Raw genomic sequence first — 22,427 nt, 5'->3', positions numbered from 1 at the left:
GCTGGCGCTATCAATGTTCAACCTTTTTGCGCCAGACATTTGTCGAGTGGGCTGCCCACAGCATCAATCAATCGGTATGGGCAGGGGCGTACTATCGCCAGCAGAAGGCCAAAGGCTGCTCTCATCAAGCAGCCCTGAGGGCACTGGCTTTTAAATGGATCAGGATCGTTTATCGGTGCTGGAATGCTGGATCCCAGTATGACGAGAGCGTCTATTTACAAGCCTTGGCCCGCCACGACTCGCCTTTGATAAGAGCACCGGAGGCAACGAAAGCATGTTGACGGAAGAGCTCAGGGCGTGAAGCAGCCCCAAAAGCCCGGCACCTCAGTGTGTCAGGCTCATTGAGTCGACCTGATCGGGGCTGCTGTGCAGCCCAGCGGGAGCAAGCTCCCTCGCCACAGGGATTCATGGCGCCTGTTCAACGCCGCAAATAAGCCCCGAAATCAATATCCCCGGCACTGAGGATTGCCTGCACCCGGTTGTGCACATTGAGCTTGCGCAGGATCGCCGAGACGTGGGCCTTGACCGTGGTTTCGGCGATGTCCAGGGTGTAGGCGATCTGCTTGTTCGACTCGCCCTTGGTCATGCGTTCGAGCACCAGCAGTTGCTTGCGGGTCAAGGCCTGGAGCAGTTCCGGCGGGAACGCCGGGGTTTCGTTCAGGCGCCGGCCCACCGGGCTCTTTTGCGTGCGGATGATGTCCGGCGGCAGGTACACGTTGCCGTTGAGGATCTGCTCGATGGCGTCGGTCATCTGAGAGCGCGGCGAGGATTTGGTGATGAAGCCCACCGCGCCATAGGTGATGGCCTGCAGCACCACTTGCTTGTCCTGTTCGGCGGAGACGATGACCACGGGAATGGTCGGTGCCTCGTTGCGCAGGTTGATCAGGCCATTGAGCCCGTGCATGCCGGGCATGTTCAGGTCCAGCAGGATCAGGTCCAGGTCGTCGTGCTCGGCGGTCAATGCCAGGGCACTGTCCAGGTCGGCGGTTTCCATGACTTCGCTGCCAGGAAAACCGTCGCTGATGACGTTGTGGATGGCTTCGCGAAACAGTGGGTGATCGTCGGCTATCAGGATTTTATACATGGCCATTCACCTCGTTATTGTCGTATGGGGCAGGGCAGTTGCGCGCATTTCTTTGCAAAATCAGGGAAAGGGTTCGGGGTGGGCGGCCTGCAGGGGCAGGTTGGCCGCCTCCCAGGCATCGAGGCCATCGCGATACCAGTACACTTGCTTATAGCCCATGGCAGCGGCGCGTTTTACCGCGTTCCAGCTCAACCAGCAATCGGAGCGACAATAAAAGACCAGTGGTCGATCCGTCTGCCCGGCGGTGGCCTTGCGCAAGTGATAGGCGAAATAGTCCTGCCAGGTCGGCGAGAGGTCACCGTCGCCGGTATTGGCCAGCCACAGGCTGCCTGGAAGGTTGACATGGGCTTCGTTGTCGATGAACTGCCCCTGGACCCAGGGCCGGCGGTACACGTCAATCAGCAGCGGAGGCGACGCTTGCCCGAGCAGCCGTTGCAACGCCTGGGTGTCCAGGGTTTGTGCACCGTCGACGGTGGCGGGCGTCGGGCTGCGGTATTGGGCGATGCGGTAGCCCTGCGCTGAAAACAGCGCGGTCTCGGCCTGGGCGACATTCAGCGCCAGGCCCAGCAAGAGGATCGCCAGCAAACGGGGCATAGGATTTATCCTTTTTGTATGCGCCCATTACATGCCAGGGTCGAGGTCTTGTGAATGCGACCATAGACAGGAAAACCGGTACTAAAGTAGTAATTTCAGCCATGGGGCCCTGCTCAGAACCCTTGTGGGAGCGAGCTTGCTCGCGATAGCGGTGTGTCAGTCAACATCATTGCTGAATGATCCGCCGCTATCGCGAGCAAGCTCGCTCCCACAGGGTTTCCACCCATAGGGATATTGGGATAGGGCAGGATCAACTGGCCTTGCGCAACGCCGCATGCTGCGGATTGAATGTCCATACCGCCAGCAGCGCGAACACCAGGGTCAAGCCCAGGCACACCGCCATCGCCAGCAGGTTGAACTGCTCATACAGCGCAAAACGCACCAACTCCACGCCATGGGTGAACGGATTCACCGCGCAGAGCCAGTACAGCCAGGGGCTGGCTTCCTGCATTTTCCACAGTGGGTACAGCGCCGAGGACAGAAAGAACATCGGGAAGATCACGAAATTCATCACCCCGGCAAAGTTCTCCAGTTGCCGGATGGCGTTGGACAGCAACAAGCCCAGGGCGCTGAGCATCAGGGCCACCAGCAGCAAGGCTGGCAAGGCCAGCAGCAGGCCCATGGTCGGTGGCTGGATGCCGTACAGCCAGGCGATGGCGAGAAAGGCATAGACCTGTAGCAGCGAGATCAGCGAGGTCGCCAGCAACTTGCTCGCCAGCAGGAAAGCCCGGGGCAGGGGGCTGGTGAGCAGGACGCGCATGCTGCCCATTTCCCGGTCGTAGACCATCGACAGCGAGCCCTGCATGCCGTTGAACAACAGGATCATGCAGGCCAGCCCCGGCACGATGTATACCTCATAGGGAATGTAGGTGTTATAGGGCGCGATGATGGCGATGCCCAGCGCTGCGCGAAAGCCGGCGGCGAACACCAGCAGCCACAGCAGTGGCCTGACCAGGGCGCTGAGCAGCCGGGTGCGTTGCAGCACGAAGCGCAGCCATTCGCGCACCACGATGCCGCTGAAACAGTGCCAATACGCGTTCATGGCCGGGCTCCCGAGGCGGTCAAATGGCTGAAGGCCGAACCGAGGGAGCCACCGTGTTCCAGGCTCACCGCGTCGGCCTGGCCGCTGGCGACCAGGCGGCCCTGGTGCACGATCAACAGGTCGTCGCTGGGTTGCACTTCGTCCAGCAGGTGAGTGGTCCAGAGCACGCTGATGCCCTGTTCGCTGCACAGTTGCCGAATGTGCAGGCCGAGGGCAAGGCGGCTGGCCGGATCGAGGCCGACGCTGGGTTCGTCCAGTAACAACAGGCGCGGCTCATGGAGCAGGGCGCGGGCGATTTCCACCCGGCGCCGATGGCCGCCATTGAGGTCGCGTACCCGCTCGTGGCGGCGCTCGGTCAGGTGCTGGCGGGTCAGTTCGGCATCGATGCGGGCGCTGCCTTGGCGTCGCGAAAAACCATGCAGCGCCAGGTGATAGCGCAGGTTCTGTTCGATGCTCAGGTCCAGGTCCAGGGTGCTCTGTTGAAACACCACGCCCAACTGGCGCAAGGCCGGTCGTGGTGACTTGTGCAGGGAGTGGCCGCCGACGCGGATATCGCCGCGTTGCAGGTCGTACAGGCGCGTGAGCAGGGCGATCAGTGTCGACTTGCCGGCGCCGTTGGGCCCCAGCAGCGCGGCGAAACGGCCGGCGGGCAGGATGAAATTCATCTGCTTGAGGGCTTCGCGCGCGCCGTAGGCAAAGCTCAGGTCGCTGACTTCCAGGGCGTTCATGGCGTGACCACCACGCCCCAAGGGTAGCGCCCGACTTTCACCGACTTCAGGACTTTGCGGCTCTCTACATCGATTACCGAGACATCGCCACTGACGCCATTGGTCGCCAGCAGTCGCTTCTGGTCCGGGGTGAACGCCAGTTGCCAGACCCGGCGGCCCACCAGCAGGTAATCCAGCACTTCGAAGGTCTTGGCGTCGATCACCGCCACATGGTTGGCCGGGCCCAGGGCGACGAACGCCAGCTTGCCGTCGGCGCTGAGCTTGATGCCCACCGGCTGTACCTTGTCCGGGTGCACGCCTTTGATCTGGAACGTCAGGGTCTTGAGCACCTGGCGCGTGGCGACGTCGAGCACGGTCAGGGTGCCGCCGATCTCCGCCGAGGCCCAGAGCTGCGTTCCGTCGCGATTGAACTCGACGAAACGTGGCCGTTGGTCCACCAGGGTGTTGTCGGCCAGGGTCTGGGTGCTGGTGTCGATCCAGTGCAGCATGTTCGTGGTTTCACTGGTGTTGACCGCCCACTTGCCGTCGGGGCTGACGGCCATGCCTTCGGGCTCGACACCCACGCCAATCTGGCCCAGCACTTCGGAGGTCTGGGTGTCGATCACTGTCACCAGCGCATCGTCTTCGTTGGACACGTAGAGCCAACGGTCGTTGGGATGCAGGGCGAATTGCTCGGGATCCTTGCCCGAAGGCAACTCCTTGACGATCTTGCGGGTGGCGACGTCCATCACCTGGACCCGGTCCGAGTCGCTGGCGCAGATGTAGAGCAGGCGATTGTCATGGGACAGCAACAGGCCGCGGGGGCGCTGGCCCACGGGCAAGGTCTCGATGACTTCCAGGCTCTGCATGTCGATCAGGCTCAGGCTGTTGTCTTTTTCGTTGGAGACCCAGGCGATGCTGGCAGCGGCGGGACCGGCAGCCAGCAGAACAGCACCCAGGGCAAGGACTTGGCAGAGCAGGGCCGGTTTGAACAGCGGGCGGCGCATGGTGGTTTTCCTTATTGTTGTTATCGATCAGGGGTAACGGCAGCTCACTTCGGGCCGGTCATAGCCCAGGCTGTCCATTTCATTGGAGGGGTGCAGAAAACCGTCCTGGGGCGAGGTGCTGACCAGTGCACGGGGCTGGACCAGGGGAATCGGTTGGCGTAGTTGGCCATTCCACGGTCGGTAGCTGAGCTTGCGTCCCTTGAAGCCGTCCAGGGGCAATTGGTCGCTGAGGGCCAGTTGGCGGATGGCGAACGGGTCGGTCTGACGCAGTTTGCTCACCGCGCTGGCGATGCTGCGCACGGCGATCCAGGCCGCGAAGTCGCGGTCGTTCATCCAGCGCCCGGCGAGGGCTTCGAAGCGCTTTTGCAACTGCGCCGCGCCATAGGTTTCCACGGTCTTGTGCCAGCCGGTGGGCGTCAGTCCCTGGGTGCCGGCCACCGGGCGTGGGTACCAGGTCTGGTAGGGCAGGTATTCGCCGAAGTCGCCGCGCTCGTCGGCCACCAGCACCACGTCGTACTCGGCGGTCTGGGTGAACAGCGGCATGTCGGCCTGGGCGCTGCGGCGCTGGTCGTTGTCGAACTGCCAGGCTTTTTCGGCGACGATCTTCATGCCGAAGCGTTTCATGGCCCGGCGCAATGCGGCGGCATAGGCTTGGTCCTCGGGTGTCTGGCCGACGATCAGCAGGGCCCGCTGCCATTTGCGCACCACGCTGAACTGCACCAGGGCATCGGCGAGCATGGCGCGGTCGGGCAGGCTGTGCAGCACGTTGGCCAGGCAGTCGGTGGTGCGCAGGCTGTCGTCGGGGCTGCCGGCGTTGAACAGCAGGCTGTCGGGCAGGGCGGCGCTGAGATCGCGCAGGCTGGTGGCCGGTGCATTGACCACGAACAGCCGCAGGCCTTGGTCATGTTGGGCGCGGGCGGCCTGGAGCAGGGCTTCGGGACTGTCGACGCTGGCGCTTTCCAGGCGATAGCCGTGCTGGAGGAAACGCCCGGTGCTGTTGCTGTCGACGATCGCCAGCTCAGCACCGCGCAACCCGGCATCGGCCGGTTCGGCAATGACGTTGGACAGCAGCGGGCCCGGGTCGGGGCGATAACCCAGGTAACCGATGCGCACTTGCAGCGGCGTGGCATCGCCCGCGTGAGCGGTCGCCGCTGCCAGCAGAAAAACCAGGGCGTAACTGACGAGCCGGCGCATGACGTCCTCCATTGCGGGTAGCGCCAGCATAGGAAGGCTGTGGCCCTGGGGAAATATGCAGAAAGTACCGCCGGGGCAGTACCAAGGTAGTAACTCGCGTTGGAAGCCGGGGTTTTAGGATGCAAGGCATCGTCATTGCCCAGGATGGGACAGACCATGCGGACTCTCAAGACCCTGCTGTTGACGTTGCTGCTGATCCTGAGTTTGATCGGGGTGAATCGTCCCCAAGCCTGGAACTCTCCAAGCCCTCCAGTGGGAGCGAGCTTGCTCGCGATAGCGGTGGTTCAGTCGGCCTCGGTATCGGCTGTGCCGCCGTCATCGCGAGCAAGCTCGCTCCCACAGGGTGTGGGTGGCTATTCAAGGTTGGAACGCTAGCCATGTCAGCCCTCTGGCGCATCAACCTCTGGGTGTCAGCTTTCTTCGCCCTGGTCACTCTGGCCTCTGCCGTCCTGCTGTTGCACCAGGCCATGGCCGATGTGAAGCGAGAATTGCAATCGGCCGAGTCGGTGGTGCATTACCTGCGTGAAACCGCCGAGCGCGACCCGGCCAGTCTCCAGCCGCGGTTGACCGGCAGCCTGCGTCATGTGCGGGTCCGTTGGCTGGCCCCTGGGGAACGGTTCCCCGCGGATGAAAACGGGATGAAAGCCTGGCTCGGCCGCCAGCTACTGGACGACAGCCCCGCAGCCCAGGTGGTGGAATTGCCTGACGGTCGACGGGCCTGGATTGCCGTCGATCCGCGGGACGAAATCGACGAGATTCTCGATTCGTTGGTGCAACTGTTGTACGTCTGTGCCTTGGCACTGTCGCTCAGCCTGTTGGTGATCCGCTGGGCGGTACGCCGGGGCATGGGTTTGCTCGATGAATTGCTCCAGGCACTGCGTCAGGTGTCTGCCGGGAACCTGCAGGTGCGCCTGGGCATTGAAGGTGTGCCGGAAGCGCAGCAACTGGCGGGGCATTTCAATCGCATGACCGCCGCCCTGGCCGAGGCCCAGGCCGATAACGCCCGGCTCACCCAGGCCTTGCTGGCCGTGCAGGAGCAGGAGCGCACCCGGCTGGCCCAGACCCTGCACGACGACTTGGGCCAATACGTGGCCGGCATTCGTGCCCGCGCCTGCCTGTTGCGCCTGGTGATGGATCAGCCGCCGGCGCTGGAGCAGACCGTCAGCCAGCTCGAAGACCATTGCGAGCATTTGCAACAAGGTTTCCGGGCGCTGGTGCATGACTTGTACCCGGTGGTGTTGCAGCACTTGCCGTTATGCGAGGCCATCGGGCTATTGGCCGGGCAATGGCAGGCCAGCCAGGGCATCGCCTGTCAACTGCGGATCGACGAACCCTTGCCGCCCATGTCCGGATCGGACAAGACCCACCTGTATCGCTTGTTGCAGGAAGCACTCACCAACGTTGCCCGGCATGCCGGTGCCACGCAGGTAAGGATTCGTCTGCAACATCGTGCCGGACGCCTGCGTTTGCTGGTGCGCGACAACGGCCGCGGTGCGACGCAACCATTGCGCGCCGGTGTGGGCTTGCACTCGATGTCCGAGCGGGCGCGCAGCCTGGGCGGGGCGTTGCGCATCATCAGCCAGCCTGGCGCCGGTTGGGCGCTGGCCTTGAATATGCCTTGGAGGCGTGATGAACATTTTGTTGGTGGATGACCATGCGGTGGTTCGGCAGGGCTATGCCAGCCTGCTACGGGCGTTGATGCCGGACCTGCAGGTCCGCGAAGCGGCGACGGGTGAAGAGGCGCTGAGCCTGGTGCAGGAGCAGGTGCCGCACCTGGTGATCATGGACTTCGGCCTGCCCGGTATCAGTGGTCTGGAAACCACCCGCCGGTTGCGCCAGCGCCTGCCACAATTGCGGGTGTTGTTCTTCAGCATGCACGACGAATTGCCGCTGGTGCGCCAGGCATTGGACGCCGGTGCGGCGGGCTACCTGACCAAGAACTCGGCGCCTCAGGTGCTGGTGGAAGCGGTACGCCGGGTGCTGGCCGGCCATGCCTACATCGAACAGTCCCTGGCCACGCAACTGGCCTGCGCCAGCTCCCGGCACGACACCGACCCACGCCTGCAATGCATGACCCAGCGGGAGCTGGAGATCTTCGTCATGCTCGCCAAGGGCACACCGGCGCGCACCATTGCCGAACAGCTGTGCATCAGCGCCAAGACCGTGTCCAACCACCTGACATTGCTCAAGAGCAAGTTGCAGGTCAGCTCCCATGCCGAGCTGGTGCACTTGGGGATCGACCTTGGGGTGGTGCGGGTGGCGGGGTGAATCCCAGGTTCCACTGCGATGGTCAACTGTGGTGAGAGGATTTATCCCCGCTGGGCTGCGAAGCAGCCCCCAAACCTGACAACTCGGTGTGTCAGATTCACTGAGTGAGCTGCTCCAGGGGCTGCTTCGCAGCCCAACGGGGATAAATCCCCTCGCCACAGGGTTGTGTGTGTCCGCAGACTTCACTGATCCCAAGACGTCGGGCAGCCGGTGCAGCCTTCCATATTCGCATCCTGGAAATTTCCATAGTGCTGGCGGGAGCCGCTCAGGTTGGCCTGTTCCAGATTGCTTTCGCCGAGCTTGGCCTCCTGCAGGTTGGCGTCGCGCAGGTCGGCGCCCTTGAGGTCGGCCTTGCTCAGCCAGGCCATTTCCAGGTCAGCGGCCTGCAGGTTGGCACCCTGCAGCCGCGCGCCGGACAAGCGGGCGAACTGAAGGTAGGCGGCGGTCAGGTCGGCACGTTGGAACTGCGTGCCTTGGGCGAACAGCCCCCAGCCCTGGATCGCCTTGAGCGTGGCGCCGCTGAAGTCCGCCAGGCGCAGGTTGCTTTGTTGCAGGCTGGCGCGGGTCAGGTTGGCGCCCTGTAGCTGGGCTTTCTCAAGGTTGGCCAGGTCCAGCCGCGCGTGCCGCAGATCGGCGTCGCGCAGGTCGGCACCGCTGAGGTTCATTTTGCGCAGGTCCTGGTTCGCCAGTTTTGCGCCACGCAGGTTGGCGCCGGGGCATTGGCTGGCTTCGGCGATGATGCAGCCGTTGATGGTCAGCGGTGTTTCGGTCTCGTCGGCGTTGGCATGGACGCCGATGAACAGAAGCAGCAGAGGCAGAAGTCTCATGACAGTAAACTCGGTTGGCTGTGGAAGCCTGCTCGCGATAGCGGTGGGACATTCAACATCACCGCTAACTGGTCCATCGCTTTCGCGAGCAAGCCCGCTCCCACATTTGATCTCGTTGGACACGAATGCTGTGCACGCCATACAACCCCTGTGGGAGCGGGCTTGCTCGCGAAGGCGTCGGCACATCCAACATCATTGCCAACTGAACCACCGCCATCGCGAGCAAGCCCGCTCCCACAAGGTTTATTGGCGGGCCACCTTGTTATCCCAACTCGGAATCTTGAACACCCAAAACGACCCGCCCTGGGCCACGGGCTTGGTCAGTTCGGCCATGTCGCCGCCCCACAACGGTACGGCGCCGCCGTAACCGACGGTCACGCCGATGTACTGCTCGCCGTCCTGTTCCCAGGTGATGGGCGGGGAGACAATGCCGCTGCCGGTCTGGAACTTCCACAGCTCCTTACCGGTTTTCGCATCAAAGGCCTTGAAGAATCCGTCGCCAGTGCCGGTGAACACCAGGTTGCCCTTGGTTGCCAGCACGCCGGCCCACAGCGGCAGCGCTTCCTTGTGCTCCCAGACCACCTTGCCGGTGGTGGGGTTCATCGCCCGCAGGCTGCCAACGTGATCGTCGTACATGCGCTTGATGCGGAAACCCATGCCCAGGTAGGCCGAGCCTTTCTTGTAGTTCACTTCTTCGGTCCAGTACTCCTCTTTCCACTGGTTGCCGGGGACGTAGAACAGGCCAGTGTCCTGGCTGTAGGCCATGGGGTTCCAGTTCTTGCCGCCGAGGAACGGAGGCGAGACTTCCACCGGCTTGCCCTTGGTTTCGCCGGGCAGTGGCTTGGCCGGACGCTGGCCCGGATTTTCCACCGGGCGGCCGGTTTTCAGGTCGATGTGGCTGGCCCAGGTGATGTTGTCGACGAAGGGGAAGGCGTTCTGCAGCTTGCCGTTGTTGCGGTCCACCACGTAGAAGAAGCCGTTGCGGTCGGCGTGGGCGGTGGCCTTGACCACCTTGCCATCCTTGTCCTTGTAGTCGAACAGCACCAGCTCGTTGTTGCCGGAGAAGTCCCAGGCGTCGTTGGGCGTGTGTTGGTAGAACCACTTCACTTCGCCCGTGCTTGGGTCGACACCGACCTGGCCCGAGGTGTAGAGGCTGTCGTAATCGTGGGGGTTGCCGTCCTTGGCTGTGCGCGCCCAGGTGTTCCAAGGGCCCGGGTTGCCCGCGCCGACGATGATGGTGTTGGTCTCGGCGTCGAAACTGGCGCTCTGCCAAGGTGCGCCGCCGCCATGACTCCAGGCTTCGACCTTGCCGGTTTCGGTGGTCTTGTCGTCGGGCCAGGAGGGCGCCTTGACGTCGCCGGTCGGGGTGCTGTCCTTGCCGTTGAGGCGGCCCATGTGGCCTTCGACGAACGGGCGCATCCAGACTTCTTCGCCGGTTTCCGGGTCGCGGGCGAACAATTGCCCGACCACACCGAACTCGTCGCCGGAGCTGCCGTGGATCAGCAGCACCTTGCCGCTGGTCTTGTCTTTGATCAGCACCGGAGCGCCGGTCATGGTGTAGCCGCCGGCGTGGTCGCCGAACTTCTTGTTCCACACCACCTTGCCGGTGTTTTTATCCAGGGCGACCACGCGCGCGTCCAGGGTGCCGAAGTAGATCTTGTCGCCATAGATCGCCGCGCCGCGGTTGACCACATCGCAGCATGGGCGAATGTTGTCCGGCAGCCGGTGGTTGTAGGTCCACAGGCGTTTGCCGGTCCTGGCGTCGAGGGCGAATACCCGCGAATACGAGCCGGTGACGTAGACCACGCCGTCGCTGACGATGGCCTGGGACTCCTGGCCGCGCTGCTTTTCGTCACCGAATGAGTAGGACCAGGCCGGGGTCAGCTTGAAGACGTTCTTGTCGTTGACCTGGGCCAGCGGGCTCCAGCGTTGGGCGTTGGTGCCCATGCCGTACTGCAGCACGTCCTGAGTGGTCAGGTGGTCGTTGGCAATGTCTTCCCAACTGACCCCTGGCGTCGCGGCGTTGGCCAAGGGGCTCAGCGACAGACTGCCGGCCAGCAGCAAGGCAACAGTCAGGGTGGAAAGGGCGGGTAGCGTTTTTATTCTCATGGTGGCAGTTCCCAGTGAAGGTTTTGGCCTGACTAGGTTGGGTCGCGCCGGTGCCTGGCCGATACGGAAAAAGTCCCGCTCTTGCCGGGAAGACTTCCCGAACCGCCTGTCTTTGCGACTTGCGTCGGATGGCCTGCTACCAAGGGACTAGACCCCGGCCACCAAAGCAGCATTCGGGTGGCGCCCCAGGGTTCCTAAGATGACGGCACGGCTTCTTCACAGAGGTCTTGCGTGCAATCCAGAGGGCATAACAATGACAACAAAATGCAACGCCATCATCGCTACCGCATTGCTGATGGGGCTGATCGGCGCAGGCTCCGCGTGGGCCCACGGCAACGTAGTGCCCCAGGCAGTGGAAACCAAGGGACTGACCCCGATCAAAGACACCGGGGTGGCCGTGGACGGCGACGGCTGGGCGACGGTAAACCCCTATCGCACCTCGTCCGAGCATGATCGGGCCGTGGAAATCGGCGCCTCGGCCTACAACCAGAACTGCGCCGCGTGCCACGGCCTGGAAGCCAAGTCCGGCGGGATCGCCCCGGACCTGCGCATGTTGGACGCCGCTGAAGCCGGAGACGAATGGTTCGTCGAGCGCGTGCGCCACGGCGCGGTGCGCGACGGTCGGGTCTACATGCCAAAAATGGCCGATTACCTGAGCCAGGAAGCCTTATGGGCGGTGCGCACTTATCTTGACAGCGTGCACGTCGAGGAGTGATTGCCATGCGCTGGTTCGCCTGGGTCATCTGCTGCGTGTTGCTGGGTGCCCAGGCAGTTCAGGCCCAGGTGCGCAGTTACGACCAGATGATTGCCGCCGGGGAACTGAAGGTGGCGGTCTACAAGGACTTCGCCCCCTACAGCTTCGAAGACCAGGGCCAGCCCAGGGGCGTCGACGTCGAACTGGCCCAGGCCTTGGCCAAGGCCCTGGGCGTGCGCCTGAAGCTGATGTGGGCGCCGCCCGGCGAGAAGCTCGATGACGATCTGCGTGATTACATCTGGCGCAGCAGCCCGCTGCATGACCGGCAATTGGCCGACTTGATGATGCGTGTGCCGTACGATCACGACTACGTGCAAAAGCGCAACGACATCGGTGAGCTGGAAAACGCCCAGGTGGTGATGTTCGGGCCTTATCAGCAGGAGTGCTGGCAGGTGGCGTATGACCGCCGCCGGCTGGATTCGGTGGGCAGCGTCGCGGTGTTCCAGCAGCACCCTATCGGGGTGGAAGTCGACAGCGTGCCGTCGTTCTACCTGACTTCGGTGTTCAACGGCATGCTCAGCGCCAAGACCCGCCATTACCCTGGTGTCAGCCAGGCCTTCAAGGCCATGCAGGCTGGCGAGGTCGACGCGGTCATGGCCATGCGCGGGGAAATCGACTGGCAAGTGCATGAGGCGGCCGATCCGCAACTGGCACTGGCGGAGAATGCCTATCCGAACATGGGCAAGCAACGCTGGGAAATCGGCATGGCGGTGCATGAAAGCAACCGTCAGTTGGCCTATGCGGTGGAAGAGGCGCTGGAAGGCTTGATCCGCGATGGCAGCGTCAAGGCTGTCTACGCCCATTACGGCCTGCGTTACGAAGTGCCCGAGATGTACCAATAGGAGCACAGGGATGAAATGGCGTGCTTATCGCTTGGGCTGTTGTCTGCTGTGGTGTGGCCTGTCGTTGATGGCCCAGGCGGCGGTCGAGCCCGGCGAGGATCCGGTGCCCTCGGTGATGTGGGCTTTCTACCACAAGCAACTGTTGGGTGATGCGCCATTCGTGTTCGATGACCGGGTGCGGTTGCTGGCGCCGCCCTTCGCCGAGGATGCACGCCAGGTGCCGCTGGAAATCGATGCCCGGGCCTTCGCCGGCGACGTCGTGCGGGTGCTGGCCTGGGCCGAATTGAATCCGTTGCCGAAAATCGTCGACTTCCAACCGGGGGAGCGGGTGCTGCCGTGGTTGTCGATCCGCATTCGTATCGAACAGGCCACGCCACTGCGGGCCGCCGTGCAGACCCGGGACGGTCTGTGGCACGTCGGCTCGACTCTGATCGACGCGGCCGGGGGTGGCTGTACCGCGCCCAGCGTGGTGCGCACCCAGCCAGGCTGGGAAGAGCACCTTGGCGAAGTTCTGGGGCGGCGTTTTCCTCGTGGTGACACCAGCCGCCTGCGCGTGCAGGTGGCCCATCCGATGGATAACGGCCTGGTGAGTGGCATCCCCGAATTCTTCCTCAACCAGGCCAAACTGCTGGACGCCGACGGCCAAGTGCTGGCGCGCCTGGAGCTGTTTCCGGCGGTCAGCGAAAACCCCAACCTGGGCTTCGATATCCAAGGCCCCGGACAGACCCGCCTGGTACTGCGCGACAACAGCGGCAACGCGTTCGAGGCGGTGATCCCCTGACCACAAGGAGCGCGCCATGCGTTGGTTGCTGCTGATTGTCATGTGCCTGAACGGGCCAGCCTGGGCCGGTACGGACTACTCACTCAAGCCCCGGCAGATCGCCGAAGGCACCTGGCTGCTGGAAGGCAGCACCGAGAACTTTGCCAAGGCCAACGGCGGCAACATCGTCAATACCGGCTTCATCGTCACCGATGCCGGTGTGGTGGTGATCGACACCGGGCCGTCGAAACGCTACGGCGAGGCGCTGCGCCAGGCCATTGCGACGACCACCGACAAGCCGGTCATCCAGGTCCTGCTGACCCACCATCACCCCGACCACGTATTGGGCAACCAGGCGTTCAGCGACGTGCCCATCGGTGCCTTGGCGGGGACCACGGACTTGTTGCGGCAGCAGGGCGATGCCATGGCGGAAAACATGTACCGCCTGGTGGGCGACTGGATGCGCGGCACCGAAGTGGTACTGCCCAGCCAAATGTTGACGCCCGGTGTGCTCAAGGTGGGCAATCACGCGTTGCGACTGCTGCAAGTGGCCGGGCATACCGGGGCCGACCTGGCAATCCTCGACGAAACCACCGGTGTATTGTTCGCCGGCGACCTGGTGTTCTACGAACGGGCCCTGACCACCCCTAACAGCCCAGGGCTGGAGGTCTGGCTCCAGGACCTCGACACCCTGCAGGCCTTGCCCTGGAAACAGATCGTGCCCGGCCACGGCCCGGTCGCGAACGACGCCCAACCCTTTGCGCAGATGCGCGATTACCTGGGCTGGCTCGACCAACTGATGCGCGACGGCGCGGCCCGGGGCGAGGACATGGCCGAGATGATCCGCAGCCCCATCCCCGAGCGCTTCGCCGGGATCAGCCTGAGTCGGTATGAGTTGATCCGTAGTGTCAGTCATCTCTATCCACGTTATGAGCGGGCGGTGATGACGCGGGTGGATGCCCATGACCCAGGCTGAAGACACATCCCTGTGGCGAGGTGCTCGCCTAACTGAGATCACATTGCCGAACTGTGTTTAGCAGAATTTTTTTAAAATCAGCAGGTTGTGATTTTTTTCATGAAGGCTTGCTCCCGCAGGGCTGCGCAACTGCCTGAAGCATCCAAAAGCGCGGTGTTCCAATTCGCTCACCTAACAGTTCTGTTAGTAGTCGCCTGATGCCGCTATCGAATACCCTTCTGGTGCAAGTCAAGGCTTACGAGAGTGTCATCCCATGCCTACCAGATACGAACCGTTGCTCTGTCGATATCATTATGACCCGCTTGACCGATTGATCGGCCATACGCTACCGGATGAGCCTGAATTTCAGCGTTTCTACTGTAAAAAACGCCTGGTTACAGAGATTCAAGGCACGATAAAAAATTCAATATTCCAACACGATGACCAGCTACTCGCGCAACAGAGTCACAGCGATAAGCTTGATACAAGGCTGCTGATAACCGATTGCCAGCGGTCGGTGTTGCACACGCTCGGTGAGAACAATCAACGACAACCCATCGCCTATTCACCTTACGGCCATCGTCTTACTGAAAATGGTTTGACCAATTTGCTGGGTTTCAACGGCGAGCGAGCGGATCTGGTGACCGGGCATTACTTGTTGGGTAATGGATATCGGACGTTTAATCCAGTGTTGATGCGTTTTAACAGTCCGGATAAGTTGAGTCCATTTGGACGAGGTGGCGTGAATACTTATATGTATTGCTTGGGTGATCCAATAAATAAAATCGATCCGACAGGAGGGTTTCCTATCATAGGCTGGATACTTAGGCAAGTCGGGTTAAGACCAACGCACTTAGGTCATGAGGCATGGACAAGAAGGTGGGTCCCGGCTCAAGTGGGGAAGAAAGCCTATTCTCGTGTAGCAAAATTAAACAGTGAGATTGCTGATTTGGCTGTTAGAGCTGAGAATGGACTTTGGCGGGCGGACGAAATTACCCTGTCTATAGGTCATAATCTTCAGGAACCCTCTATGGCAGCAGCAAATAAATATAGCTTTAAAAATTCCCATGCGGATGATGGCTATATTTCAAAACTCATGACTGACGATAGGATGCTCGATCCAGCAAAACATCGCCCCCTGTTTGAATACTTGGGTGCATTACCCAGTCATGAATTACCTTCTCAGCGTTTAGTTCCTCATTTGGGTAGGCACCTTGATCCGGAATTAAAGTCTGCATATGGAAAAAGGTTGGCGTCAGTTCGTACTGATGAGATGTCTTTGTTAATAAGTAAAAGGGATCGAATCAGAAATAAATATATGAGGTACGGTAATGAAAATGACTACTCAGCAGGTCGTTGATATTCGGCGTGCGGCCGGATTAAATGCTGCCGGTACAGTTTGCGGCTATTAAGGACTAGGCACATTTCCCATGCGGGCGGAATAATCCACCTCGTCACTGGGCGAGGTTCGCTATGTACCAAGGAACTAGAAAACTCAACACAGCGGGCAATTGTTGCCAGCGGCCCAGAGCCTAAGAATCTGCGACAGACCGGGAAAATTTCCCGGGTATAACAAAAACCGCAGAGGTAGCCGTCATGAGTCATCCCGCACGTCGCCAACCCTTCGCCGTGAGCCTGCTGCTCAGTGCCATGCTGCTGTCCGGTTCGGCCCTTGCAGCCGTGACCGATCAGGAAATTCTCCAGGATCCGAAGAACCCCGAGCAGATTGTGACCAATGGCCTGGGCGTCCAGGGCCAGCGCTACAGCCCGCTCGACACGCTCAACGTCAGCAACGTCAAGGACCTGCGTCCGGTCTGGGCGTTCTCCTTCGGCGGTGAAAAGCAGCGCGGCCAGCAGGCCCAGCCGATGATCAAGGACGGGGTGATGTACCTCACCGGTTCCTACTCGCGGGTGTTTGCCGTGGATGCGCGCACCGGTAAGAAACTGTGGCAGTACGACGCCCGCTTGCCCGATGACATCCGCCCTTGCTGCGACGTGATCAACCGCGGCGTGGCCTTGTATGGGGACCTGGTGTTCTTCGGCACCCTCGACGCCAAGCTGGTGGCCTTGAACAAGGACACCGGCAAAGTGGTGTGGAGCAAGAAGGTCGCCGACCACAAGGAAGGCTATTCCATCAGTGCCGCTCCGCTGATCGTCAACGGCAAGCTGATCACCGGCGTGGCCGGTGGCGAGTTCGGCGTGGTGGGCCAGATCAGTGCCTATGATCCGAAGAATGGCGAACTGCTGTGGACCCGTCCGACCGTGGAAGGCCACATGGGCTACGTCTACAAGGATGGCAAGGCGGTCGAGAACGGTATCTCCGGCGGCGAGGCGGGCAAGACCTGGCCGGGCGATCTGTGGAAAACCGGCGGTGCCGCACCCTGGCTGGGCGGCTACTACGACCCGGAAACCAACCTGTTGCTGTTTGGCACCGGCAACCCGGCGCCGTGGAACTCCCACCTACGTCCTGGCGACAACCTCTATTCTTCGTCGCGCCTGGCCCTGAACCCGGACGACGGCACCATCAAATGGCACTTCCAGAGCACGCCGCACGACGGTTGGGACTATGACGGCGTCAACGAGCTGATCTCGTTCAACTACAAGGAAGGCGGCAAGGACATCAAGGCCGCAGCCACCGCCGACCGTAACGGCTTCTTCTACGTGCTTGACCGCACCAACGGTAAATTCATCCGCGGCTTCCCGTTTGTCGACAAGATCACCTGGGCCACCGGCCTGGACAAGGACGGCCGGCCGATCTACAACGAGGCCAGCCGTCCGGGTGCGCCGGGCAGCGAAGCCAAGGGCAGTTCGGTGTTCGTGGCACCGGCGTTCCTCGGCGCGAAAAACTGGATGCCCATGGCCTACAACCAGGACACTGGCCTGTTCTACGTGCCGTCCAACGAATGGGGCATGGACATCTGGAACGAAGGCATCGCCTACAAGAAAGGTGCGGCGTTCCTCGGGGCCGGCTTCACCATCAAGCCGCTGAACGAGGATTACATCGGCGTGCTGCGGGCCATCGATCCGAAGACCGGCAAGGAAGTCTGGCGCCACACGAACTATGCGCCACTGTGGGGCGGGGTGCTGACCACCAAGGGCAACCTGGTCTTCACCGGCACGCCTGAAGGCTTCCTACAGGCCTTCAACGCCAAGACCGGGGAAAAGGTCTGGGAATTCCAGACCGGCTCCGGTGTGCTTGGCTCGCCCATCACCTGGGAAATGGACGGCGAGCAATACGTCTCCGTGGTGTCCGGTTGGGGCGGCGCGGTACCGCTGTGGGGCGGCGAAGTGGCCAAGCGTGTGAAGGACTTCAACCAGGGCGGCATGCTCTGGACCTTCAAGTTGCCCAAAGAACTTGTCGCCAAGCGCTGAGCCAACCTTGGCAAATAGCGAACCTGTGGGAGCGAGCTTGCTCGCGATAGCGGTCAATCGGGCACCCTCCATGCTGGAGATGCCGACCTCATCGCGAGCAAGCTCGCTCCCACAAAAAAGCCCGGCTTATCCTCGGATCGCAGCAAAACCTACGACCAAATAACGAGAGTCCCCCCTGCCAACGACGCATTCGTCCGGCCGGCGGGGCTCTCTACCATCGGCCTATCGCTTGTCCCGTGACAGGCATCGACCAGGCAGAGGCCCCATCATGATCTATGCACAACCCGGAACCCCAGGCGCCGTCGTTTCCTTCAAGCCGCGCTATGGCAATTTCATCGGCGGCGAGTTCGTCGCGCCGGTCAACGGCGAGTACTTCACCAACACGTCCCCGGTCAATGGCGAAGTCATTGCCGAATTCCCGCGCTCCAGCGCCGCCGACATCGACAAGGCCCTGGATGCCGCCCATGCCGCCGCCGACGCCTGGGGCAAGACCTCGGTGCAGGACCGCTCCCTGGTGCTGTTGAAAATCGCCGACCGCATCGAGCAATACCTGGAAGTCCTCGCCGTTGCAGAAACCTGGGACAACGGCAAGGCTGTACGCGAAACCCTCAATGCCGACGTGCCGCTGTCGGCCGATCATTTCCGTTACTTCGCCGGCTGCATTCGCGCCCAGGAGGGCGGGGCCGCCGAGATCAACGAACTGACCACGGCCTATCACTTCCATGAACCGCTGGGCGTGGTCGGGCAGATCATCCCGTGGAACTTCCCGCTGCTGATGGCCGCCTGGAAACTCGCCCCGGCCCTGGCCGCCGGTAACTGCGTGGTGCTCAAGCCGGCGGAGCAGACGCCGCTGTCGATCACCGTGTTCATCGAACTGATCGCTGATCTGCTGCCGGCCGGTGTGTTGAACATCGTCCATGGTTTCGGTCGCGAAGCCGGCGAAGCCCTGGCCACCAGCAAGCGCATCGCCAAGATCGCCTTCACCGGTTCCACCCCGGTGGGCTCGCACATCATGAAATGCGCCGCCGAGAACATCATCCCGTCGACTGTGGAATTGGGCGGCAAGTCGCCGAACATCTTCTTCGAAGACATCATGCAGGCCGAGCCGGCCTTCATCGAAAAGGCCGCCGAAGGCCTGGTACTGGCGTTCTTCAACCAGGGCGAAGTCTGCACCTGCCCGTCGCGGGCGCTGGTGCAGGAGTCGATCTATGTACCATTCATGGCTGAGGTGATGAAGAAAATCGCCAAGATCAAGCGTGGCAACCCACTGGATACCGAGACCATGGTCGGTGCCCAGGCTTCGCAGCAGCAATACGACAAGATCCTTTCCTACCTGGAGATCGCCCGGGAAGAGGGGGCCGAATTGTTGACCGGTGGTGCGGCCGAGCACCTGGAAGGTGACTTGTCGAGCGGTTACTACATCCAGCCGACCTTGCTCAAGGGGCACAACAAAATGCGTGTGTTCCAGGAAGAGATCTTTGGCCCGGTGGTGGGCGTGACCACCTTCAAGGATGAAGCCGAAGCCCTGGCGATCGCCAACGACACCGAGTTCGGCCTCGGCGCCGGCCTGTGGACCCGCGACATCAACCGCGCCTACCGCATGGGCCGGGCGATCAAGGCCGGTCGCGTCTGGACCAACTGCTACCACCTGTACCCGGCCCATGCCGCGTTCGGTGGCTACAAGAAGTCCGGCGTGGGGCGTGAAACCCACAAGATGATGCTCGACCATTACCAGCAGACCAAGAACCTGCTGGTGAGCTACGACATCAATCCGTTGGGGTTCTTCTAACCTACGGGGGATCGTCCCACGCAGAGTTGATCGTTCCCACGCTCTGCGTGGGCATGCAGCCCGGGACGCTCCGCGTCCCAAAAAGCCGAACGCGGAGCGTCCGTTGAGGCATTCCCACGCAGAGCGCGGGAACGATCGAATGGCCTGTGCTACCAACGCACCCCACCCACCGCTTCGAAAGTAGCATTCGAGCCCCAGGCGTGGCGTGCATTAATGACCTTGCCGGAATGGCCCGGTACAAGAAGAGGAAAGACCCATGTGGACTAAACCCGCGTACACCGACCTGCGTATCGGCTTTGAGGTGACGATGTACTTCGCCAACCGATGAGTACTGGCCCGGCCTGGAACATTCAGGCCGGGCTACCCATTGGTCTGATTGCATTCACAGCGGGATGCTTTAGGCTCAAGGTATCCCCTGACAATAACAACAGGCTTACCGATGAGCCACGTAACTGAAAAGATGAGCCTCAGCCCGCTGCGCAAGTTCGTTTCTCCTGAAATCATGTTCGGTGCCGGTTGTCGGCACAATGTCGGCAACTACGCCAAGACCTTCGGGGCACGCAAAGTGCTGATCGTCACCGATCCCGGGGTCATCGCCGCCGGTTGGGTGGCGGACGTCGAAGCCAGTCTCCAGGCCCAAGGTATCGATTACTGCCTCTACAGCGCGGTCTCGCCCAATCCACGGGTCGAGGAAGTGATGCTCGGGGCCGACCTGTACCGGGAAAACCATTGCGATGTCATCGTCGCGGTGGGCGGTGGCAGCCCGATGGATTGCGGCAAAGGCATCGGCATCGTCGTTGCCCACGGCCGCAATATCCTCGAGTTCGAAGGCGTCGACACCCTGAACGTGCCCAGCCCGCCGCTGATCCTGATCCCCACCACGGCGGGGACGTCGGCTGATGTGTCGCAATTCGTGATCATCTCCAACCAGCAAGAACGCATGAAGTTCTCCATCGTCAGCAAGGCGGCGGTACCGGACGTGTCGCTGATCGACCCGGAAACGACCCTGAGCATGGACCCGTTCCTGTCCGCCTGTACCGGCATCGATGCGCTGGTGCATGCCATCGAGGCGTTCGTGTCCACCGGTCACGGCCCGTTGACCGACCCCCATGCCCTGGAAGCCATGCGCCTGATCAATGGCAACCTGGTGCAGATGATCGCCAACCCGGCGGACATCGCCCTGCGGGAAAAAATCATGCTGGGCAGCATGCAGGCCGGGCTGGCGTTCTCCAACGCGATCCTCGGGGCCGTGCACGCGATGTCCCACAGCCTGGGCGGGTTCCTCGATTTGCCCCATGGCCTGTGCAACGCGGTACTGGTGGAGCACGTGGTGGCGTTCAACTACAACTCGGCACCGGAGCGTTTCAAGGTGATTGCCGAGACCCTGGGCATCGATTGCCGGGGGCTCAACCACCGGCAGATCCGCACCCGCCTGGTGGAGCACCTGATTGCCCTCAAGCACACCATCGGTTTCCACGAGACCCTGGGCCTGCACGGCGTGAGCACCTCGGACATCCCGTTCCTGTCGCAACATGCGATGCACGATCCGTGCATCCTCACCAATCCTCGGGAGTCGAGCCAGCGGGATGTCGAGGTCGTCTATGGCGAAGCCCTCTGACGAGCAGCAAAAAGCCTTGGAGGGGCTGCTGGGGCTGGGCAATCACTCGACGCGCAAGAGTCATTATCCGGAACTGACGGCGCGCCTCGACGAGCTGGAACAGGCCCGGCGACACCTGCAACAGCTCAACGACCAACTGGAGCAGCGGGTGGCCGAGCGCACCGATGCGCTGTTGGAGGCCAACCACAACCTGCAGCAGCAGATTGCCCAGCGCGAACGGGTAGAACAGCAATTGCGCGATGCCCGGGACGTCGCCCAGGCCGCCAACCGCAGCAAGGACAAATACCTGGCCGCCGCCAGCCATGATCTGTTGCAGCCTCTCAACGCGGCCCGCCTGTTGATCGCCACGTTGCGTGAACGCGAACTGCCTGCCGCCGAGCACGTGCTGGTCGAACGCACCCACCAGGCACTCGAAGGCGCCGAAGACCTGCTCACCGACCTGCTGGACATTTCCCGGCTGGATCAGGCCGCCGTCAAACCCGACCTGGCGCCGTATCGGCTGGATGAGTTGCTGGGGCCGCTGGTGTCGGAGTTTCAATCGGTGGCCGATGCCGCCGGGTTGGAGCTGCGAGTGCGGTTTGGCGACGAAGCGGTGCTGACTGACCTGCGATTGATCAGCCGTATCCTGCGCAACCTGCTGAGCAACGCCTGCCGCTACACCGACCAAGGCGGCATTCTCCTGGCGGCCCGACGCCGGGGAGGGCGCCTGAGCCTGGAAGTCTGGGACACAGGGCGGGGGATCGCCGCCGATTGCCTGGAGTCGATTTTCCTCGAATTCAACCAACTGGACGTCGGCCGGGCGGCGGATCGCAAAGGTGTGGGCCTGGGGTTGGCGATTGTCGAACGCATCGCCCATATCCTCGGCTACCGGGTGCAGGTGCGTTCGCGGCCGGGACGCGGCTCGGTGTTCAGTATCGAGGTGCCGCTGTCCAGTGAAAAACCACTGCCCGTGTCGCTGGCCCCGGTACAGCCGGTCGCCGGCAACCCACTGCCGGGGCGGCGCTTGTTGGTGATCGACAATGAGCTGAGCATCCTGCAAAGCATGGCCGCGCTGTTGGGACAATGGGGCTGCGACGTGTTGACCGCCACCGATGAGGCGGGGGCCCTTGACGTGCTGCAAGGCCGTGCGCCGGAGCTGATCCTGGCGGATTTCCACCTGGATCATGGTGTCGTGGGTTGTGAAGTGGTCAAGCACCTGCGCGAGCATTTCCGCCAGGCGATTCCGGCGGTGATCATCACCGCCGACCGCAGCGACCAGTGCCGCCGTGCCTTGCGCAAGCTGGATGCACCGCTGCTCAACAAACCGGTCAAGCCGGGCAAGTTGCGGGCGGTGTTGAGTCAGATGCTTGGGGAACGATCTCCATCGGCTTCCTGAAATATCTCTGAACACCAAGGTGGCTGTGGCTCCGTTGCCGGTTAAACGTCAGGCGGAGCCATCAAAATGCCCTTGTTTACCCAGTGTTTTTGTCAGGAATGTAAAAAAGGGGCTTCGGTCTAGTTATTTC

20 protein-coding genes and 1 pseudogene are annotated in these 22,427 nt (G+C 62.0%); 13 read left to right on the top strand and 8 right to left on the bottom strand.

Features of this window, described 5'->3' with window-relative positions; genetic code table 11:
* Positions 1 to 281 (top strand): annotated as a pseudogene (locus BM321_RS30660) (IS110 family transposase); the annotation flags it as partial.
* A 137-nt stretch (positions 282 to 418) separates the two neighbouring features.
* Here the strand turns inward: BM321_RS30660 and BM321_RS05980 are convergent.
* The 6 genes from BM321_RS05980 to BM321_RS05955 form a co-directional block, all read right to left on the bottom strand.
* The gene (locus tag BM321_RS05980; RefSeq protein WP_072405723.1) at positions 419 to 1,084 is read right to left on the bottom strand and encodes a response regulator transcription factor; all 666 of its coding nucleotides are present in this window, start codon (positions 1,082 to 1,084) and stop codon (positions 419 to 421) included.
* 60 nt (positions 1,085 to 1,144) lie between these two features.
* Positions 1,145 to 1,678 carry a PQQ-dependent catabolism-associated CXXCW motif protein gene (locus BM321_RS05975; protein ID WP_092441878.1) on the bottom strand — a complete coding sequence of 178 codons (534 nt, stop codon included), beginning with the start codon at positions 1,676 to 1,678 and terminating at the stop codon, positions 1,145 to 1,147.
* Between the two features lie 250 nt (positions 1,679 to 1,928).
* Positions 1,929 to 2,720, bottom strand: a complete 792-nt coding sequence (locus tag BM321_RS05970; RefSeq protein WP_092441877.1) for an ABC transporter permease — start codon at positions 2,718 to 2,720, stop codon at positions 1,929 to 1,931.
* Entirely contained in the window at positions 2,717 to 3,448 is a 732-nt protein-coding gene (locus tag BM321_RS05965) for an ABC transporter ATP-binding protein (protein ID WP_092441876.1), read from the bottom strand. Before BM321_RS05965 ends, BM321_RS05970 begins: the two co-directional genes overlap by 4 nt.
* Complete coding sequence (locus BM321_RS05960; RefSeq protein WP_092441875.1) at positions 3,445 to 4,434, bottom strand: YVTN family beta-propeller repeat protein; 990 nt, start codon at positions 4,432 to 4,434, stop codon at positions 3,445 to 3,447. The genes BM321_RS05965 and BM321_RS05960 overlap by 4 nt, the downstream gene beginning before the upstream one ends.
* Positions 4,435 to 4,461: 27 nt before the next feature.
* Positions 4,462 to 5,628 carry an ABC transporter substrate-binding protein gene (locus tag BM321_RS05955; protein WP_092441874.1) on the bottom strand — a complete coding sequence of 389 codons (1,167 nt, stop codon included), beginning with the start codon at positions 5,626 to 5,628 and terminating at the stop codon, positions 4,462 to 4,464.
* 377 nt (positions 5,629 to 6,005) lie between these two features.
* Between BM321_RS05955 and BM321_RS05945 the strand changes: the two genes are divergently transcribed.
* Both BM321_RS05945 and BM321_RS05940 read left to right on the top strand, forming a co-directional pair.
* Positions 6,006 to 7,280: a HAMP domain-containing sensor histidine kinase gene (locus BM321_RS05945; protein WP_092441872.1), complete on the top strand. Its 1,275-nt coding sequence runs from the start codon at positions 6,006 to 6,008 to the stop codon at positions 7,278 to 7,280.
* Entirely contained in the window at positions 7,258 to 7,896 is a 639-nt protein-coding gene (locus BM321_RS05940) for a response regulator (protein ID WP_092441871.1), read from the top strand. Before BM321_RS05945 ends, BM321_RS05940 begins: the two co-directional genes overlap by 23 nt.
* A 182-nt stretch (positions 7,897 to 8,078) precedes the next feature.
* Here the strand turns inward: BM321_RS05940 and BM321_RS05935 are convergent, their stop codons facing one another.
* Positions 8,079 to 8,723, bottom strand: a complete 645-nt coding sequence (locus BM321_RS05935; RefSeq protein WP_092441870.1) for a pentapeptide repeat-containing protein — start codon at positions 8,721 to 8,723, stop codon at positions 8,079 to 8,081.
* A 243-nt stretch (positions 8,724 to 8,966) separates the two neighbouring features.
* Positions 8,967 to 10,832: a quinoprotein ethanol dehydrogenase gene (gene exaA, locus BM321_RS05930; RefSeq protein ID WP_092441869.1), complete on the bottom strand. Its 1,866-nt coding sequence runs from the start codon at positions 10,830 to 10,832 to the stop codon at positions 8,967 to 8,969.
* A 253-nt stretch (positions 10,833 to 11,085) separates the two neighbouring features.
* Between exaA and pedF the strand changes: the two genes are divergently transcribed.
* The 10 genes from pedF to BM321_RS05880 all read left to right on the top strand — a co-directional run bounded on the left by pedF (position 11,086) and on the right by BM321_RS05880 (position 22,297).
* Positions 11,086 to 11,547, top strand: a complete 462-nt coding sequence (pedF, locus tag BM321_RS05925) for a cytochrome c-550 PedF (RefSeq protein ID WP_092441868.1) — start codon at positions 11,086 to 11,088, stop codon at positions 11,545 to 11,547.
* A gap of 5 nt (positions 11,548 to 11,552) precedes the next feature.
* The gene (locus BM321_RS05920) at positions 11,553 to 12,428 is read left to right on the top strand and encodes a substrate-binding periplasmic protein (protein WP_092441867.1); all 876 of its coding nucleotides are present in this window, start codon (positions 11,553 to 11,555) and stop codon (positions 12,426 to 12,428) included.
* Positions 12,429 to 12,438: 10 nt separating this feature from the next.
* The gene (locus BM321_RS05915; RefSeq protein WP_092441866.1) at positions 12,439 to 13,209 is read left to right on the top strand and encodes a quinoprotein dehydrogenase-associated SoxYZ-like carrier; all 771 of its coding nucleotides are present in this window, start codon (positions 12,439 to 12,441) and stop codon (positions 13,207 to 13,209) included.
* A gap of 16 nt (positions 13,210 to 13,225) precedes the next feature.
* The gene (locus BM321_RS05910; protein ID WP_092441865.1) at positions 13,226 to 14,164 is read left to right on the top strand and encodes a quinoprotein relay system zinc metallohydrolase 1; all 939 of its coding nucleotides are present in this window, start codon (positions 13,226 to 13,228) and stop codon (positions 14,162 to 14,164) included.
* 253 nt (positions 14,165 to 14,417) lie between these two features.
* Positions 14,418 to 15,503, top strand: coding sequence for an RHS repeat-associated core domain-containing protein (locus BM321_RS05905; protein WP_092441864.1), 1,086 nt, complete (start codon positions 14,418 to 14,420; stop codon positions 15,501 to 15,503).
* Between the two features lie 236 nt (positions 15,504 to 15,739).
* Positions 15,740 to 17,515: a PQQ-dependent methanol/ethanol family dehydrogenase gene (locus BM321_RS05900; RefSeq protein ID WP_092200638.1), complete on the top strand. Its 1,776-nt coding sequence runs from the start codon at positions 15,740 to 15,742 to the stop codon at positions 17,513 to 17,515.
* 268 nt (positions 17,516 to 17,783) lie between these two features.
* Positions 17,784 to 19,304 carry an acetaldehyde dehydrogenase ExaC gene (locus BM321_RS05895; RefSeq protein ID WP_092441863.1) on the top strand — a complete coding sequence of 507 codons (1,521 nt, stop codon included), beginning with the start codon at positions 17,784 to 17,786 and terminating at the stop codon, positions 19,302 to 19,304.
* Positions 19,305 to 19,560: 256 nt separating this feature from the next.
* Positions 19,561 to 19,632, top strand: coding sequence for a pyrroloquinoline quinone precursor peptide PqqA (gene pqqA / locus BM321_RS05890; RefSeq protein ID WP_003243383.1), 72 nt, complete (start codon positions 19,561 to 19,563; stop codon positions 19,630 to 19,632).
* A gap of 132 nt (positions 19,633 to 19,764) precedes the next feature.
* Positions 19,765 to 20,922 carry an alcohol dehydrogenase-like regulatory protein ErcA gene (gene ercA, locus BM321_RS05885; RefSeq protein ID WP_092164851.1) on the top strand — a complete coding sequence of 386 codons (1,158 nt, stop codon included), beginning with the start codon at positions 19,765 to 19,767 and terminating at the stop codon, positions 20,920 to 20,922.
* Complete coding sequence (locus tag BM321_RS05880) at positions 20,906 to 22,297, top strand: hybrid sensor histidine kinase/response regulator (RefSeq protein WP_092326315.1); 1,392 nt, start codon at positions 20,906 to 20,908, stop codon at positions 22,295 to 22,297. The genes ercA and BM321_RS05880 overlap by 17 nt, the downstream gene beginning before the upstream one ends.
* The last annotated feature ends 130 nt before the right edge of the window (positions 22,298 to 22,427 follow it).

It is taken from the genome of Pseudomonas sp. NFIX10 (assembly GCF_900111955.1).
Taxonomy (GTDB): domain Bacteria; phylum Pseudomonadota; class Gammaproteobacteria; order Pseudomonadales; family Pseudomonadaceae; genus Aquipseudomonas; species Aquipseudomonas fluorescens_AA.
The sequence above is the reverse complement of the archived record's forward strand: the minus strand, read 5'-3'. Positions and strand labels throughout refer to the sequence as shown.